Consider the following 15,797-nt stretch of genomic DNA (forward strand, 5'->3'; position numbering starts at 1 on the left):
ATGAAGAAGAAAATCACTGATATATGGAAATTCCTTACGTATGACATCTGGCGCATTACGGAAGGTGAAGTGACCAGGACTAAGTTCTCGCTCTACAATATCATTAAGACCATTTATCTCTGTATCAACCGTTTTACGAAAGACCGGATGGCAAATAAGGCATCGGCTCTGACATACAGTACCCTGCTTGCCATTGTCCCGATACTCGCTATCCTGTTCGCCATCGCACGCGGATTCGGGTTCGACAGTTTGATGGAACATCAATTGCGCAACGGGTTCGGGGGAAACATAGAAACCACGGAAGCCATCCTCTCCTTTGTAGATTCATATCTTTCACAGACCAAAGGTGGTCTGTTCATCGGAATCGGTTTGGTGATGTTGCTATGGACGGTTATCAATCTGGTCAGCAATATAGAAATCACATTCAACCGTATCTGGGAAGTGAAGAAAGCGCGTTCCATGTACCGCAAGATTACGGATTATTTCTCCATGTTCCTGTTGATGCCGATTCTGATTGTAGTCTCCGGCGGTCTTTCCATTTTCGTAGGTACCATGCTCAAGCAGATGGACGACTTCGTGCTGCTGGCCCCTATCATGAAATTTGCGATACGCCTCATCCCTTTCGTCCTAACCTGGCTGATGTTCACAGGGCTGTATATCTTTATGCCGAACACAAAAGTGAAATTCAAACATGCATTTATCGCAGGAGTCCTGGCGGGAACCGCCTATCAGGTTTTTCAGTACCTATATATCAGCAGCCAGTTGGGAGTATCGAAGTACAATGCCATCTACGGTAGTTTCGCCGCCTTACCTTTGTTCCTTCTCTGGTTGCAAATATCCTGGACTATCTGCCTGTTCGGGGCGGAACTGACATATGCGGGACAGAATATCCAAAGTTTCAGCTTCGACCAGGATACGAGAAATATCAGCCGCCGTTACCGCGACTTTATCTCTATCCTGATTATGTCTCTTATAGCCAAACGATTCGAAAAGAACGAGCCGCCCTATACAGCTTCGGAAATATCGGAAGAACATAAGATACCGATCCGGCTCACCAATCAAGTGCTTTATCAATTGCAGGAGATAGCTTTGATTCATGAAGTCGTCACAGACACCAAAAGTGAGGAAATCGGCTATCAGCCGTCAATGGATATCAATCAACTGAACGTAGCTATTCTGCTCGACCGTCTGGACACCTATGGTTCGGAGAACTTCAAGATTGATAAAGACGAAGAATTCAGCGACGAATGGAAAGTGCTGACCGAATCCAGAGAGGAATATTATAAAAAGGCAAGTAAGGTATTACTGAAGGACTTATAAAAAAGTGATGCCTTAAATCATGGAAATGAACTTAAACACAATTATATTAAAAAAAAATGAAGAAACTACTACTCAGTGCTATTGCCCTATGCTTTGCAGGAGCAATCACGGCACAAGAATCTCCGCTATGGATGCGTCATTGCACGCTTTCTCCGGACGGTACTACCATTGCCTTTACTTACAAAGGAGACATCTACACCGTGCCGGCTACGGGCGGACGTGCAACACAAATCACCACTAATCCGGCTTTTGACACAGAACCGGTATGGAGTCCCGATGGCAAGCAGATCGCCTTTGCATCCGACCGTATGGGAAGTCTCGATGTTTTCGTTGTATCCAAAGACGGCGGAGTCCCCCAACGACTGACTACCCATTCCGGCAGTGAGAAACCCATTGCTTACAAAGACAATAAGCATATCTTATTCACTGCTAATATCACGCCCTCTACTGAAGATGCCGGATTTCCTTCCGGCCAGTTCCAGCAGGTATATGAAGTAGGCGTAACAGGCGGACGCCCTGTTATGTTCTCATCCATGCCGATGGAATGTATCTCTATCAATAAAGACGGAAGATTGCTCTATCAGGATAAGAAAGGATACGAGGACTACTGGCGCAAGCATCAGGTGTCCCCTATCGCCCGTGATGTCTGGATGTATACTCCGGGAAAGACACCCGTTTATCAGAAACAAACCACTTTCGGTGGTGAAGACCGCGAACCGGTATGGGCTCCCGACGGACAGTCATTCTATTACTTGAGTGAAGAAAAAGGCTCTTTCAATGTATTCCAACGTACTCCCGGAGCCGCTACCGCCAAACAGATAACTTTCCACACCAAGCATCCCGTCCGCTTTTTAAGCGTAGCTGCCGACGGCAAACTCTGCTACGGTTATAACGGTGAAATCTATACGCTCGCTCCGGGTGGAAAACCGCAGAAAGTAAACGTTACTATCCTGTCGGACAAGAACGACAAAGACATCATCCGCCAAATCAGATCGAACGGCGCTACCGACATTGCCGTATCCCCTAAAGGAAAAGAGGTGGCATTCATCATGCGCGGCGACGTTTACGTTACTTCAATCGATTACAAGACAACGAAACAAATCACGAATACTCCCGACCAGGAACGCAACCTGAGCTTCTCTCCCGACGGACGGACGCTAGTCTATTCTTCTGAACGCAACGGACTTTGGCAACTCTATACTTCAACCATCGTGCGTAAAGACGAAAAACAATTCACTTATGCTACCGAACTGAAAGAGGAACGCCTGACAAAATCCAATGTTGCTTCTTTCGAACCACAATTCAGCCCTGACGGCAAGGAAATAGCATTCCTGGAAAACCGCACCGCTATCCGTGTCATCAACCTGAAAAGCAAGGCTGTACGCACCGTGATGGATGCCAAATACCAGTATTCCTATGCAGACGGCGACCAATGGTTCCAATGGAGCCCCGACAGTAAATGGATTCTTTCGGACTTCATTGGTATAGGCGGCTGGAACAATAAAGATGTCGTGTTGCTGAAAGCTGACGGTAAAGGTGAAATGGTCAACCTGACCGAAAGCGGATATGGCGACAGCAATGCCAAATGGGTACTCGGCGGAAAAGCAATGATATGGAACAGCGACCGTGCCGGATACCGCAGCCATGGTAGCTGGGGAAGCGAAAGCGATGCTTATATCATGTTCTTCGACGTAGATGCCTACAACCGTTTTATGATGAGCAAGGAAGACCTCGCTTTACTTGAAGAAGCGGAAAAAGCCGAGAAAGCGGAGAAAGACAAAAAGGAAAAGGCGGAGAAAGAGAAGGCCGACAAGAAGAAAGATAAAAAAGGAACCAAGACGGAAGATAAGAAAGAAGATTCGGACAAGAAAGAGAAAGAAGAAGAAGTAAAACCGCTGACTTTCGACCTCGAAAACCGCTTTGACCGTATCGTCCGCCTGACTGTAAATTCCTCCCGGCTCGGCGATGCCGTACTTACTCCGAAAGGTGACGCACTCTATTATCTTGCAGCATTTGAAGGCGGCTATGATTTATGGGAACATAAACTGAAAGAGAACAGTACTAAAATATTATTGAAAGGAGTTGGCGGTGGCGCATTGATACCCGACAAAGAAGGAAAGAACATCTTTATGTGCACAGGCGGACAGCTGAAGAAAATCGAAATTGCCGGCAGCAAAATCACCCCGATTAGCTTTGAGGCTTTCTTCGATTACCGTCCTTATGAGGAACGTGCCTATATCTTCGACCACGTCTACCAGCAAGTAAACGACAAATTCTATGTTGCCGACCTTCAAGGTACCGACTGGAAAGGATACAAAGAAGCATACCAACGCTTCCTGCCTCATATCAATAACAATTATGACTTCGCCGAAATGCTGAGCGAAATGCTCGGAGAACTGAACGCTTCACATACCGGAGCCCGCTATGGAGCAGGAAGCAGTGCGCTACCTACCGCTGCTTTAGGTGTATTCTATGACGAATCATACGATGGCGCCGGACTGAAAATCAAAGAGATTATGGCTCAGAGTCCTTTCACTCAGAAAAAGACAGATGTAAAAGAAGGATGCATCATCGAAAAAGTGGATGGAAAGGTAATTGAAGCCAACGCAGATTATTTCCCGTTATTTGAAGGAAAAGTAGGACGCAAAGTCATACTTACCGTATATGACCCCGCTACCAAGAAACGTTTTGAAGAGACAGTGAAAGCCATCAGTTACGGGGCTCAAAGCGAACTGCTCTACAAACGTTGGGTAAAACGCTGTGCACAAAAAGTAGAAGAACTATCCGGCGGACGTATCGCCTACGTACACATCAAAGGAATGGATAGCCCGAGCTTCCGTAAGATGTATTCCGAACTGTTGGGACGTTACCGCAATAAAGAAGCAGTTATCGTGGATACTCGCCATAATGGCGGCGGATGGCTGCACGATGATGTAGTAACGCTGCTCAACGGAAAAGAATACCAGCGTTTCGTTCCACGCGGACAATACATCGGCAGCGACCCATTTAACAAATGGTTGAAACCGTCATGCATGTTGACTTGTGAAGACAATTACAGTAACGCGCACGGTACCCCATACGTATATAAGACATTAGGCATTGGTAAATTAATAGGTACTCCTGTCGCGGGAACCATGACTGCCGTATGGTGGGAACGGCAAATCGACCCGTCTATCGTATTCGGCATCCCGCAGGTAGGTTGTATGAATATGCAAGGAAAATATCTTGAGAACCAGACTTTACAACCCGACATCCTAGTCTACAATGAACCGGAAGCCAGTCTGAAAGGGGAAGACGCCCAGTTGAAAGCAGCAGTAGACCATCTGCTGAAAGAATTATCAAAGAAAAAATAAACAATAAAGGGCTGTGATGAAAAAACTTTCGATCACAGCCCTCTCTTTTTTAATCTGAGAATCTATTTTTCAATCAGTAGCGATTATACGAAACCACTTTCTCTTTCGGCTTCCTCATCTTCTTACGCTTCTCTTTCACCGGATACCCTATCGCAATATCCAGCAATACACGTCGGGAAGCAGGAATCCCCGTCAGCCGCTTCATTTCCTTTTCATCAAACCAGCCCAGGATACACGATCCCAGCCCTTCACTTTCAGCAGCCAATGTGATATGAGCAGCAGCAATACCGATATCAATCAGCGGAAAATGCTTATCCTTCACTTTCCCGCCGAGTAAAGAAGTGATATTAGCCGATTCTTCCACAATCAGTATATGCACGGGAGCATCCTTGGCAAACTTATTCATTCCCAGCCCTGCCGCCGCTTTGCCAATCTTCAAAGCCAATTCGCGGTCGGTTATCACCACAAACTTCCACGGCTGCGCATTGCAGGCAGAAGGAGCCATACGCCCCGCCTCAATAATCCGTTCCAGCTTCTCCACTTCCACCGGGCGTTCTTTATCATACGCGCGGTCGCTCTGACGGGAAAGCACTAATTGCAGAAATTCACTATCTTCCATCTCACTTATATTGAATCATCCGACTGATATACTTGCCTATAATATCAAACTCGATATTCACCACACTTCCAATCTCAAATGTATGGAAATTAGTATGCTCATAAGTATAAGGAATGATAGCTACCTGGAAAGTGTCATCCGTAGGGTTACATACCGTCAGGCTGACACCATTCACAGTTACCGAACCTTTGTCCACAGTGATATATCCCCGTTTCGCCATTTCCTTGTCAAACGCATACCGGAAAGTGAAATACCAACTTCCTTCCGCATCCTTTATGTCAACGCAGGTTGCAGTCTGATCTACATGTCCCTGCACGATATGACCGTCCAGACGGCCATTCATCATCATGCTGCGTTCCACATTCACCTTATCTCCCACTTTCAGCAAACCGAGGTTAGAACGTTCCAGTGTCTCTTTCATGGCAGTTACAGTGTATGTCTCGTCCGTCATACTCACCACCGTCAGACATACGCCGTTATGAGAAATACTCTGGTCGATTTTCAACTCATTCACAAACGAACACTTAAATGTAAAGTGTATATTCTCCTGGTCTTTCACCAGCGCTACCAAAGTAGCATATTCTTCTACGATTCCGGAAAACATAATGTTATTTACGATTTTACGATTTAAAATACTCTTTTTATAGGGTCCAAAGATACAAATAAGCTGGCAGGAAAGAAAAATAAGAGCATAAAAAAAGGGGCTTTTCACAAAGCTCCTTTTTCAGTTTTCAATAGGTATTAGTTTTTTTTAAGGTAAAAAGATTGTTTTCAGGATAACGGTGCAAATATAGGTGCTTTTACCGATACTATCCAAATTATAAAACATGTCATATAACATCTTTTTGAAAAATCTTTGGATTTATTATCATTTGAAGCAAGAACACCCGTAACTTGTCCGTTACAGTTGACAAATATAAGACAATTTTTTAAGGAGCCCTAATTTCTGTTTAAAAATATGCAAATATTTATTTCCCGGGATAGTGCTCTTCTGTCTTTCCACGGTGCTTTAAGACCTTTGCATCAATGAAAAAGACGATTTCTTCGGCGATATTGGTAATGTGGTCGCCGGAGCGTTCCAGCTTACGGAATACACTGACCAAATCGACGCAAGTAAGTGCTGCTTCCGGGTGTTCAATGATATAATTCGCCAAAATTCCGGTAGCTTCCGCATTGATTTCATCCAATAAATTATCTTTAGAAAATATCCCCGCTGCCAGTTCGATGCTCTCTTCGTTCAAGGCACGTTTCGCCAGTTCCAGCATAGACAATACCTCTGCCTGCATTTCCGCCATACGAAGGCGATTCAACAGTTCCGCGTCAAGTACCGGCTCCTTGCAACGAATCACAAAACGCGCGATTCCCTCTGCAAAATCACCCAAACGCTCCAGATTAGTATTGATTTTCAGCATCGCCAAAACAAAACGAAGGTCGATTGCCACCGGATTGTATAATGCGATAATATCTTCCACATCGCTGTCTATCTTCAACTCGAAAGCATTCACCCTGCGCTCACGAACCATAACTTGTTGAGCCAGTTCCTTGTCAAGTGTCAAGACAGCCTCTCCGGCACGGTCAAGCTGATTATACACCAACGTCCACATTTCATCAATTTCCTTCTTCAACAGGATGAGTTCCGATTCTATAAACTTTACCATAATCTATTATATATAAATGATTAATATTCTGTTAACTGCATTCCAGGCATGGATGCATTAGCCGAAGCGGCCCGTTATATAATTCTGAGTAGCCTCTCTCTCCGGATTGGTGAATATCTTTTTCGTCTGGTCGAACTCCACCATTTCGCCCAGATAAAAGAAAGCAGTCTTGTCGCTCACGCGAGCCGCCTGCTGCATATTATGCGTGACGATAACAATCGTATAGTCCTTTTTCAGTTCATGAATCAGTTCCTCTACTTTTGCCGTAGAGATAGGGTCGAGCGCAGACGCCGGCTCGTCCATCAACAGTACCGAAGGAGACACCGCCATCGCGCGGGCAATGCAAAGACGCTGTTGCTGCCCGCCGGACAATGCATAAGCCGACTCCTTCAACTTATCTTTCACTTCATCCCAAAGCGCCGCTCCTTTCAGCGTCTCTTCCACCCGCTGGCGGATGAAAGCGCTATCTTTTATCCCATTCACCCGAAGCCCGTAAGCCACATTCTCGAAGATGCTTTTCGGGAAAGGATTGGGACGCTGAAACACCATTCCCACATTCTTGCGCAACTCGTCCACTTCCACACCTTTCGCATAGATATTCTGCCCGTCGATACGGATTTCTCCTTCCAGGCGGGTAGCGGGAATCAAATCGTTCATTCGGTTGAAAAGCCGGAGAAAGGTAGACTTCCCACAGCCCGAAGGCCCAATAAAGGCAACGACCGACTTCTCCTCAATCTGCATGCTGATACCTTTCAATGCATGGAAATCACCATACCAGAAGTTCACGTCACGCGTATCTATTTTCACTGTATCCATATACTAATTTAGTTCGTTTTTACTCTTCTTTCAAAATACTTTCTCAATGCATTTGCCAGTAGGTTCACCAGCAGAATAATCACAATCAACACCAAAGCCGTGCCGTAAGCCAACGGCAACTGTGCTTCCATATCCGTTCCGCTCGTAGAAATCACATACAAATGATAAGGCAGTGCCATGCACTGATCCAAAATACCCGTCGGCAACTGCGGCAGGAAATATGCGGCACAAGTGAACAGGATCGGTGCCGTCTCACCCGAGACACGTCCCAACGCTAAAATCAACCCCGTAATAATATTCGGCATCCCCAGTGGCAGAATGACGTGCCAAATGGTCTGCAACTTCGTCGCTCCCAACGCCCGGCTGCCTTCACGCATACTGTCGGGAATCGCTTTCAACGCTTCTTCCGTTGTCCGGATAACCAAAGGCACACAAAGCAAACCTAACGTCAATGAACCGGCAAGTATGCTATCCCCAAAACCCATATAATTGACAAATAACGCCATACCGAACAAGCCGAACACGATAGAAGGAATACCGCTCAGATTGTTGGTCATCACCTGTATAAAACGCACCAGCTTACCTTTCGGGGCATATTCATTCATATAAATTCCGCTCATCACCCCTATCGGGAAAGCAAACAACGCACTGCCCGCCATCAGATAGAAGGTTCCGACAATAGCCGGCCAAATGCCGCCCCCTGTCATTCCGTCCGTAGGAGACGACGTGAGGAACCCCCAACTGATAGCGCCGCTCCCCTTATAAATGATGAAGCCCAAAATCGCAAACAATATCAGCACGATGCAAAGGCTCAACAACCGGAATATTCCGAAAGCAATCTTCTGCGAACGGTGTTTGGCCTTATTATTACTCTTTATTTCCATGTCATTTACTACGTTTTAATCCTTTAGAGGAAATGTACTCCACGCTAAAGTTGATAATCAATGTAATGAAGAACAAAACGACACCCAGCAGGAACAAAGCCTGATAGTGCGGCCCGCCGGCGGGTGCTTCTCCCAGTTCTGCCGCAATAGTAGCCGGTATGGTACGCAGCGGTTCAAGAATCGTCGTCGGAATCACGGCTGCATTGCCTGTCACCATCAGTACCGCCATCGTCTCTCCGATAGCCCGCCCGATGCCAAGCACCACCCCCGAAGTAATACCCGATATGGAATACGGAATCACCACCTTATATATAGTCTGCCACTGCGTAGCCCCCAATGCCAGACTCGCCTCCCGCATAGCACGCGGACAATTCCTCATCGCATCTTCCGTCACCGTTATAATGGTAGGCAATGCCATTATAGCCAGCACGATACTGCCTGCCAGTCCGCTCTCCCCTACCGGAAGATCAAACATTTTCTGGATCATCGGGACAATGACAATCAGTCCGAAAAAGCCATAGACAACGGAAGGAATACCGCTCAGCAATTCGATAATGGGCTTCAGCCAGTTCCGTACTTTCGGATCCGCCACCTCGGACATATAGATAGAAACCGACAGCCCGAACGGCAAAGCGAAAAGAATGGCAAACAGACTCACCCACAACGTACCGGCAATCAATGGCAGAATACCGAACTGTGCGGCAGGAGTAGCCGTAGGAAACCATTCGGCACCCGCAAACACATCTTTCACGGAAATCGTGTTGTCTTCTATGAAATGCACCGCGTCCGGATGAATAATAAACTTCTGCGGCACAAACGCCACAATACCGGGCGTTTTCTCTACCAGCTCCGTAATCTTGTCGCCTGCATACTCATAAGCAGGACCAAGCTCTTCTTCCGTATAATACTGTGTGATATCCTCTAAACGGAAGACCCGGATAGGAAGGTCTTCCCCACCGAGTTCTTTCCAGTTCGTTATCTCCTCGTCAAAAACATTCTTTATCTGAGCAGGGCTCAGTACGCTTACCTTATTCGTCTTGTTCAGTGCCAGCACATATCCTTCCTCAATCACCTTACTCTTGAACAGCCCGAAGGCCTCCGTAAACAGGAAGAGCACAATCAGCAAAATAGTAATACTTGTTACGAAGCCGCTACAAGTCAACACTCCTTCTATAATCTTTTCTAAAACCTTCTTCATACCTGTTGATTTCTGATGCAAAGAAAGCATCTCTTTATTAAGGCGGTGTGACTAACGTTTGAAGGAAATGTTTCAATCCTGTTACATTTGTATTACAAGTATCATTTCCCCGCCACATGAAACGGAAATGTAATATCCGATTGCTTTATTTGCATCAGCAATAAACAAAGAATCATCATGAAAATAAGAAGAAACTTACTAATAGCCCTTTCCCTGCTCTCGCTCAGTGCCAGTGCACAACGCATCAAAGGTAGCGACACGGTATTACCCGTCGCGCAACAGACAGCAGAACGGTTTATGAACCGGTATCCCGATGCCCGCGTCACCGTGACCGGCGGTGGAACCGGTGTCGGCATCTCCGCCCTGATGGACAACACTACGGACATCGCAATGGCCTCCCGGCCGATAAAATTCAGCGAAAAGATGAAAATCAAAGCAGCCGGAGAAGAAGTGGACGAAGTAATTGTGGCCTACGATGCCCTTGCCGTAGTGGTACACCCTTCAAACCCGATAAAACAGCTCACCCGCCAACAACTGGAAGATATTTTCCGCGGAAAGATAACCAACTGGAAGCAAGTAGGCGGAGACGACCGCAAGATAGTGGTTTACTCCCGCGAAACCTCTTCCGGTACTTACGAGTTTTTCAAAGAGAGTGTCCTGAAAAATAAAAACTATATGGCGAGCAGCCTTTCCATGCCGGCAACGGGCGCCATCATCCAATCCGTCAGCCAGACAAAGGGAGCTATCGGATACGTCGGACTGGCATACGTATCCCCCCGCGTCAAAACACTCTCCGTATCTTATGACGGAAGCCACTACGCCACGCCCACAGTAGAAAACGCTACCAACAAGACCTACCCCATCGTGCGCCCGCTTTATTATTATTACAATGTAAAGAACAAGGAACAAGTCGATCCCCTGATTCAATATATTCTTTCACCCGACGGACAGGACATTATAAAAAAGAGCGGTTATATTCCGGTTAAATAAAAAAAATGTCCTACTTTTGTAGCCTGAATCATGTATTAACATAAATCGTTATGACAGATATTAAAAACGAAGAAGTAGCAGGTGAAAAGAAAAGCCTGAACTTTATAGAGCAGGCAGTAGAAAAAGACTTGAAAGAGGGTAAAAACGGTGGAAAAGTGCAGACACGTTTCCCGCCCGAACCTAACGGATACCTTCACATCGGCCATGCCAAAGCAATTTGCCTTGATTTCGGCATCGCAGAAAAACATGGCGGTGTATGCAACCTTCGTTTCGACGACACAAACCCTACCAAGGAAGATGTGGAATATGTAGAAGCCATCAAAGAGGATATCCAGTGGTTAGGCTACCATTGGGGAAATGAATACTACGCTTCCGATTATTTCCAGCAGTTATGGGACTTCGCTATCCGCCTGATAGAAGAAGGAAAAGCATATATCGACGAACAGAGTTCCGAACTGATTGCGCAGCAAAAAGGCACTCCTACCCAGCCGGGTGTGGAAAGCCCTTACCGAAACCGTCCTATCGAAGAAAGCCTGGAGCTTTTCAAGAAAATGAACAGCGGCGAGATTGAAGAAGGTGCCATGGTACTCCGTGCCAAGATTGACATGGCCAACCCGAACATGCACTTCCGCGACCCGATTATCTATCGTGTAGTGAAGCATCCGCACCACCGTACGGGCACTACATGGAAAGCCTATCCGATGTACGACTTCGCCCACGGACAGAGTGACTTCTTCGAAGGAGTGACCCATTCATTGTGTACCCTCGAATTTGTGGTACACCGTCCGCTCTACGACCTCTTCATCGACTGGCTGAAAGAAGGAAAAGACCTGAACGACAACCGCCCCCGCCAGACCGAGTTCAACAAGCTGAACCTGAGCTATACGCTGATGAGCAAACGCAACCTGCTGACTCTGGTAAAAGAAGGGTTGGTGAACGGATGGGACGACCCCCGTATGCCGACAATCTGCGGTTTCCGCCGTCGCGGTTATTCTCCGGAATCCATCCATAAGTTTATCGACAAAATCGGTTACACTACTTATGATGCATTGAATGACATCGCCTTGCTGGAAAGCTCCCTTCGAGATGACCTGAACAGCCGCGCTATCCGTGTATCCGCAGTTGTCAATCCCGTGAAACTCATTATCACGAACTATCCGGAAGGACAAGTGGAAGAACTGGAAGCCATCAACAACCCGGAAGACCTGGAAGCAGGAAGCCACCTCATCGAGTTCAGCCGCGAACTGTGGATAGAACGCGAGGACTTCATGGAAGATGCTCCCAAGAAATATTTCCGTATGACGCCGGGACAGGAAGTACGTCTCAAAAATGCCTATATCGTGAAATGCACCGGTTGTAAGAAAGACGAGAACGGCGTGATTACAGAGGTTTATTGCGAATACGACGCCAATACCCGCAGCGGTATGCCCGATGCCAACCGCAAAGTGAAAGGTACATTGCACTGGGTAAGCTGCAACCACTGTATGCAGGCAGAAGTGCGTTTGTACGACCGCCTGTGGAAAGTAGAAAATCCACGTGACGAACTGGCGGCTATCCGCGAAGCTAAAAACTGCGACGCTCTGGAAGCCATGAAGGAAATTATAAATCCTGATTCATTGAAGGTATTGACCAACTGTTACATAGAGAAGTTCGCAGCAACCCTGCCACAACTCTCCTACCTGCAGTTCCAACGAATCGGTTACTTCAACATAGATAAGGATTCAACCCCGGAAAAACTAGTGTTCAACCGCACAGTAGGCTTGAAAGACACTTGGGGCAAGATTAATAAATAACAAAGCCAATCGGCTTAACTTTATAAAATGGGGCTGTGACAAAAGAAAGTATGACGCTTTTGCAACAGCCCCATCTTAGCAATCAAAAAACGATAAAATTAAAATGGGTAGAAAAAATTCACCGTCCGCAAGAAAGGAACTTGTCGAACTAATCACAAACTACGAAGCTGCAAAAGCTAAAGAACAACAAATCTATCTGGACGGAGATCAACTGGCTGACATCGCTGACTGGTATGCCACCGAACGAAAATTCAACGAAGCACAGGAAGCCATCACATACGGACTTCATCTGCATCCGGGAAACACTGACTTACTGATAGAGCAGGCCTATCTTTATCTGGACACTCAAAAACTACAAAAAGCCCAAAAAGTAGCCGCTACAATCACCGAAGAGTATGAACCTAATGTGAAAATGCTGAAAGCCGAACTCCTGCTCAACGAAGGTAAGCTGGAAGAAGCAGAAGAACTTTTAAATTCGATAGAGGATGCCGGCGAATTCGTTAGCCTCACCGACATTGTATATCTCTTCCTGGACTTGGGCTATCCTGAGAATGCCAAGGAATGGTTAGACAGAGGTAAATCCCGGTATGCCGGAAATCAGGACTATCTGGCTCTTACGGCTGATTACCTGCTTGCCACACAACAGAATGAAGCTGCCGTCGAAACCTACAACAAGCTGATCGACATAGCTCCATATAATGCCTCTTACTGGGTAGGACTGGCAAAATGCCATTTCATCGAAGAGAAAGTAGACAAGACGATCGAAGCTTGCGATTTCGCACTGGCAGCCGACGAGAAATGCGGAGAAGCCTATGCTTACAAAGCACATAGCTTTTTCTACCTGAACAATGCGGACGAAGCCATCGAGAATTATCAAAAGGCTATTGAGTATAAGGCAATTCCACCCGAATTGGGCTATATGTTCATAGGACTGTCATACGCCAATAAAGAAGACTGGCAGAAGGCAGACGAATATTATACGAAAGTAATCGACTCTTTTGAAAAAGAAGGAGACAGTGACTCTATCTTATTGATAGACACATATACCAGCAAGGCTTATGCCATCGCCCATCTGGAGAGATATGAAGAAGCTCACCTGCTCTGCGATAAGGCCAAAAAACTAGGTCCGAACGAAGGACTTAGCTATCTGACGGATGGAAAAGTATATCTGATGGAAGAAAAGGAAGATCAGGCGGAAAAATCATTCAAAAAAGCAATGGAAATTAATCCCGGCGTAGATATGTGCTATATGGTAGCTTCCACTTATTCGGACAATGATTATCTGTATGAAGCCAAAGAATACTACGAGATGGCATACCAGCTCGACCCGAAGTATGAATTGGTAACGGAAAAACTGAGCGTTCTCAGCCTGATGAGCAACGAAATAGAGGATTTCTTCAAATACAACAATGAATGTAAGAATCCGCTCGACTCAGATGTCATTCTGGACTTGCTTGCCAACCCCAATCATAGGAAGGAAGACGAGAAGACTCTTAAAGAGGTATTAAAGCGCATGAAAAAAGAGAGCAAAAAAAAAGATAAATAATCAATTTAATAAACTCTATCCCTAAAAGACATGGAATCAGTAGCTTTTATCCAGTGGTGTCTGGATCATTTGAATTATTGGACTATCACCTTATTAATGACCATCGAAAGTTCTTTTATACCTTTCCCTTCGGAAGTGGTCATCCCGCCGGCTGCCTACAAAGCAGCAGTCAACGACGAGCTTAATATTTATCTGGTGGTTCTGTTCGCTACTATCGGGGCTAATATCGGAGCGTTAATCAACTATTATCTGGCAAAATGGTTGGGACGCCCCATCATTTACAAGTTTGCCAACAGCCGTATCGGACATATGTGCCTCATTGATGAAGCCAAAGTACGCAACGCCGAAGTCTATTTCGACAAACACGGCGCACTTTCCACCTTTATCGGCCGTTTGATTCCCGCTGTCCGGCAACTGATTTCAATTCCTGCCGGACTGGCTCAGATGAAATTGCATACCTTCCTGCTCTATACTACTTTGGGAGCCGGATTATGGAATACTATCCTGGCAATCATCGGTTATCATTTGGCTAAAGTTCCCGGCATTGAAAGTGAGGCACAGCTTATAGCCAAAGTGACGGAATACAGCCATGAAATAGGCTACGGATTTATTGCCATCGGTATATTTATCGTTGCATTCCTGATTTATAAAGGGATGAAGAAAAAATAATATATTTCAGGCACGGATTTCAAAGATAAATCCGTGCCTGAATTTTCTCTTTAATTTTAGAAATTGAACTGCACCCCTACTCCCAATATCTCCTTAAACTGCACACGGGCACCTTTCGTCCCGTCTTTCTGCGCAATCTTCACATCATCGTCATACATCAGATTGGTAGTAAGTGTAGTCGAGAACCACTTATTGATAATCATATTCACCTGCACTTCCCAGTTGACGTCTATATTCAGCGGCTTATGCAAATAATCGGAATATAAGTCCAGACGTGAATATACAGTCATATTTTTCAGAAATTCATATTTCACTTCCCCCTTCAGGTTGGCACCGAAGCTGGACAGCAAATGCCTGCCGGGAGCCACTCCGTAAGCTCCTTCATCAGAGAGACGGTCATTCAGGACAAATGTACCGCGCCAGGAAGCAGGAGACAATACGACCGTAAATATCTTGCCAGGGTCATACGTGAAGCCCAAACCCGTAGTCAGATAACCCGGAGACATAAATTCAGAAATAGAAACATCCTTATTGACCGAATAGTCATATCCCGGAGAGAACTGGGTCTGAAAAGTGGCAAACGCACTCGCATACCAGTTCTTGGCAATGGCGTAACCATAATTCGTATTCAAGTAGATTTTATCATTCGCCTTTCTTGTCCCGTCCTCACCCGTCTTGTTCAATCCATAAGCCAGCTCGATACGGTTGTTCCACAGATGCTTTCCTTTCTTATAATTAATTTGGTAAGTACCTTGTAAGTCAAAAGCTACGGAATTATCACCACCGGCAGCCCAGTTGGTAAGGCTGACCTGCGTTAGTTTCAGTCCGGCAAATCCTTCTTTTGTCCAGGGAGAAGTTTGTGTACTATCGGCAGTCTGAGCCGAAAGAGTTCCAGCGCCCATACATGACAGGGCGATGAATAGAGTTTTCATCTTGTTCATGATAATCGTT

13 protein-coding genes are annotated in these 15,797 nt (G+C 45.9%); 6 read left to right on the forward strand and 7 right to left on the reverse strand.

The genetic code is table 11. From position 1 onward, the window contains the following. The gene (locus tag ACGHVY_RS10730) at window positions 1-1,320 is read left to right on the forward strand and encodes a YihY/virulence factor BrkB family protein (protein ID WP_308746578.1); all 1,320 of its coding nucleotides are present in this window, start codon (window positions 1-3) and stop codon (window positions 1,318-1,320) included. 56 nt (window positions 1,321-1,376) lie between these two features. Then, window positions 1,377-4,673: a S41 family peptidase gene (locus tag ACGHVY_RS10735; RefSeq protein WP_390598945.1), complete on the forward strand. Its 3,297-nt coding sequence runs from the start codon at window positions 1,377-1,379 to the stop codon at window positions 4,671-4,673. Between the two features lie 73 nt (window positions 4,674-4,746). Here the strand turns inward: ACGHVY_RS10735 and ACGHVY_RS10740 are convergent, their stop codons facing one another. The 6 genes from ACGHVY_RS10740 to pstC form a co-directional block, all read right to left on the reverse strand. Beyond that, window positions 4,747-5,292 (reverse strand): nitroreductase family protein, encoded by a 546-nt coding sequence (locus ACGHVY_RS10740; RefSeq protein WP_308746580.1) that lies wholly within the window; start codon window positions 5,290-5,292, stop codon window positions 4,747-4,749. Window position 5,293: 1 nt separating this feature from the next. Further along, entirely contained in the window at window positions 5,294-5,896 is a 603-nt protein-coding gene (locus ACGHVY_RS10745) for a riboflavin synthase (protein ID WP_308746581.1), read from the reverse strand. Window positions 5,897-6,260: 364 nt separating this feature from the next. Further along, entirely contained in the window at window positions 6,261-6,950 is a 690-nt protein-coding gene (gene phoU / locus ACGHVY_RS10750) for a phosphate signaling complex protein PhoU (RefSeq protein ID WP_308746582.1), read from the reverse strand. A gap of 57 nt (window positions 6,951-7,007) precedes the next feature. After that, a complete protein-coding gene (gene pstB / locus ACGHVY_RS10755) occupies window positions 7,008-7,766 on the reverse strand; it encodes a phosphate ABC transporter ATP-binding protein PstB (protein WP_308746583.1) in 759 nt (252 codons plus the stop codon). An 8-nt stretch (window positions 7,767-7,774) separates the two neighbouring features. Beyond that, a complete protein-coding gene (gene pstA, locus ACGHVY_RS10760) occupies window positions 7,775-8,650 on the reverse strand; it encodes a phosphate ABC transporter permease PstA (protein WP_390598948.1) in 876 nt (291 codons plus the stop codon). Window position 8,651: 1 nt separating this feature from the next. Then, window positions 8,652-9,848 carry a phosphate ABC transporter permease subunit PstC gene (gene pstC, locus ACGHVY_RS10765; RefSeq protein ID WP_390598950.1) on the reverse strand — a complete coding sequence of 399 codons (1,197 nt, stop codon included), beginning with the start codon at window positions 9,846-9,848 and terminating at the stop codon, window positions 8,652-8,654. 177 nt (window positions 9,849-10,025) lie between these two features. Here pstC and ACGHVY_RS10770 point away from each other — a divergent pair, with 177 nt between their 5' ends. The 4 genes from ACGHVY_RS10770 to ACGHVY_RS10785 all read left to right on the forward strand — a co-directional run bounded on the left by ACGHVY_RS10770 (window position 10,026) and on the right by ACGHVY_RS10785 (window position 14,846). Then, window positions 10,026-10,838, forward strand: a complete 813-nt coding sequence (locus ACGHVY_RS10770) for a PstS family phosphate ABC transporter substrate-binding protein (RefSeq protein WP_390598951.1) — start codon at window positions 10,026-10,028, stop codon at window positions 10,836-10,838. A 50-nt stretch (window positions 10,839-10,888) separates the two neighbouring features. Next, complete coding sequence (locus tag ACGHVY_RS10775) at window positions 10,889-12,631, forward strand: glutamine--tRNA ligase/YqeY domain fusion protein (RefSeq protein WP_390598953.1); 1,743 nt, start codon at window positions 10,889-10,891, stop codon at window positions 12,629-12,631. Window positions 12,632-12,734: 103 nt separating this feature from the next. Next, the gene (locus ACGHVY_RS10780; protein WP_308746588.1) at window positions 12,735-14,177 is read left to right on the forward strand and encodes a tetratricopeptide repeat protein; all 1,443 of its coding nucleotides are present in this window, start codon (window positions 12,735-12,737) and stop codon (window positions 14,175-14,177) included. 30 nt (window positions 14,178-14,207) lie between these two features. Next, the gene (locus tag ACGHVY_RS10785; protein WP_308746589.1) at window positions 14,208-14,846 is read left to right on the forward strand and encodes a DedA family protein; all 639 of its coding nucleotides are present in this window, start codon (window positions 14,208-14,210) and stop codon (window positions 14,844-14,846) included. A gap of 56 nt (window positions 14,847-14,902) precedes the next feature. Here ACGHVY_RS10785 and ACGHVY_RS10790 read toward each other — a convergent pair whose 3' ends face one another. Then, complete coding sequence (locus ACGHVY_RS10790) at window positions 14,903-15,787, reverse strand: DUF3078 domain-containing protein (protein WP_390598955.1); 885 nt, start codon at window positions 15,785-15,787, stop codon at window positions 14,903-14,905. Window positions 15,788-15,797: the final 10 nt, after the last annotated feature.

The sequence above is a fragment of the Bacteroides sp. f07 genome, from assembly GCF_042854785.1.
Lineage (GTDB): Bacteria > Bacteroidota > Bacteroidia > Bacteroidales > Bacteroidaceae > Bacteroides.

Coding starts and splice junctions, on each gene's coding strand:
- ACGHVY_RS10745 (WP_308746581.1), bottom strand. CDS start 5,896: ATGTTTTCCGGAATCGTAGAAGAATATGCTACTTTGGTAGCGCTGGTG.
- phoU (WP_308746582.1), bottom strand. CDS start 6,950: ATGGTAAAGTTTATAGAATCGGAACTCATCCTGTTGAAGAAGGAAATT.
- pstB (WP_308746583.1), bottom strand. CDS start 7,766: ATGGATACAGTGAAAATAGATACGCGTGACGTGAACTTCTGGTATGGT.
- ACGHVY_RS10790 (WP_390598955.1), bottom strand. CDS start 15,787: ATGAACAAGATGAAAACTCTATTCATCGCCCTGTCATGTATGGGCGCT.
- ACGHVY_RS10730 (WP_308746578.1), top strand. CDS start 1: ATGAAGAAGAAAATCACTGATATATGGAAATTCCTTACGTATGACATC.
- ACGHVY_RS10770 (WP_390598951.1), top strand. CDS start 10,026: ATGAAAATAAGAAGAAACTTACTAATAGCCCTTTCCCTGCTCTCGCTC.
- ACGHVY_RS10735 (WP_390598945.1), top strand. CDS start 1,377: ATGAAGAAACTACTACTCAGTGCTATTGCCCTATGCTTTGCAGGAGCA.
- pstA (WP_390598948.1), bottom strand. CDS start 8,650: ATGGAAATAAAGAGTAATAATAAGGCCAAACACCGTTCGCAGAAGATT.
- ACGHVY_RS10775 (WP_390598953.1), top strand. CDS start 10,889: ATGACAGATATTAAAAACGAAGAAGTAGCAGGTGAAAAGAAAAGCCTG.
- ACGHVY_RS10780 (WP_308746588.1), top strand. CDS start 12,735: ATGGGTAGAAAAAATTCACCGTCCGCAAGAAAGGAACTTGTCGAACTA.
- ACGHVY_RS10740 (WP_308746580.1), bottom strand. CDS start 5,292: ATGGAAGATAGTGAATTTCTGCAATTAGTGCTTTCCCGTCAGAGCGAC.
- pstC (WP_390598950.1), bottom strand. CDS start 9,848: ATGAAGAAGGTTTTAGAAAAGATTATAGAAGGAGTGTTGACTTGTAGC.
- ACGHVY_RS10785 (WP_308746589.1), top strand. CDS start 14,208: ATGGAATCAGTAGCTTTTATCCAGTGGTGTCTGGATCATTTGAATTAT.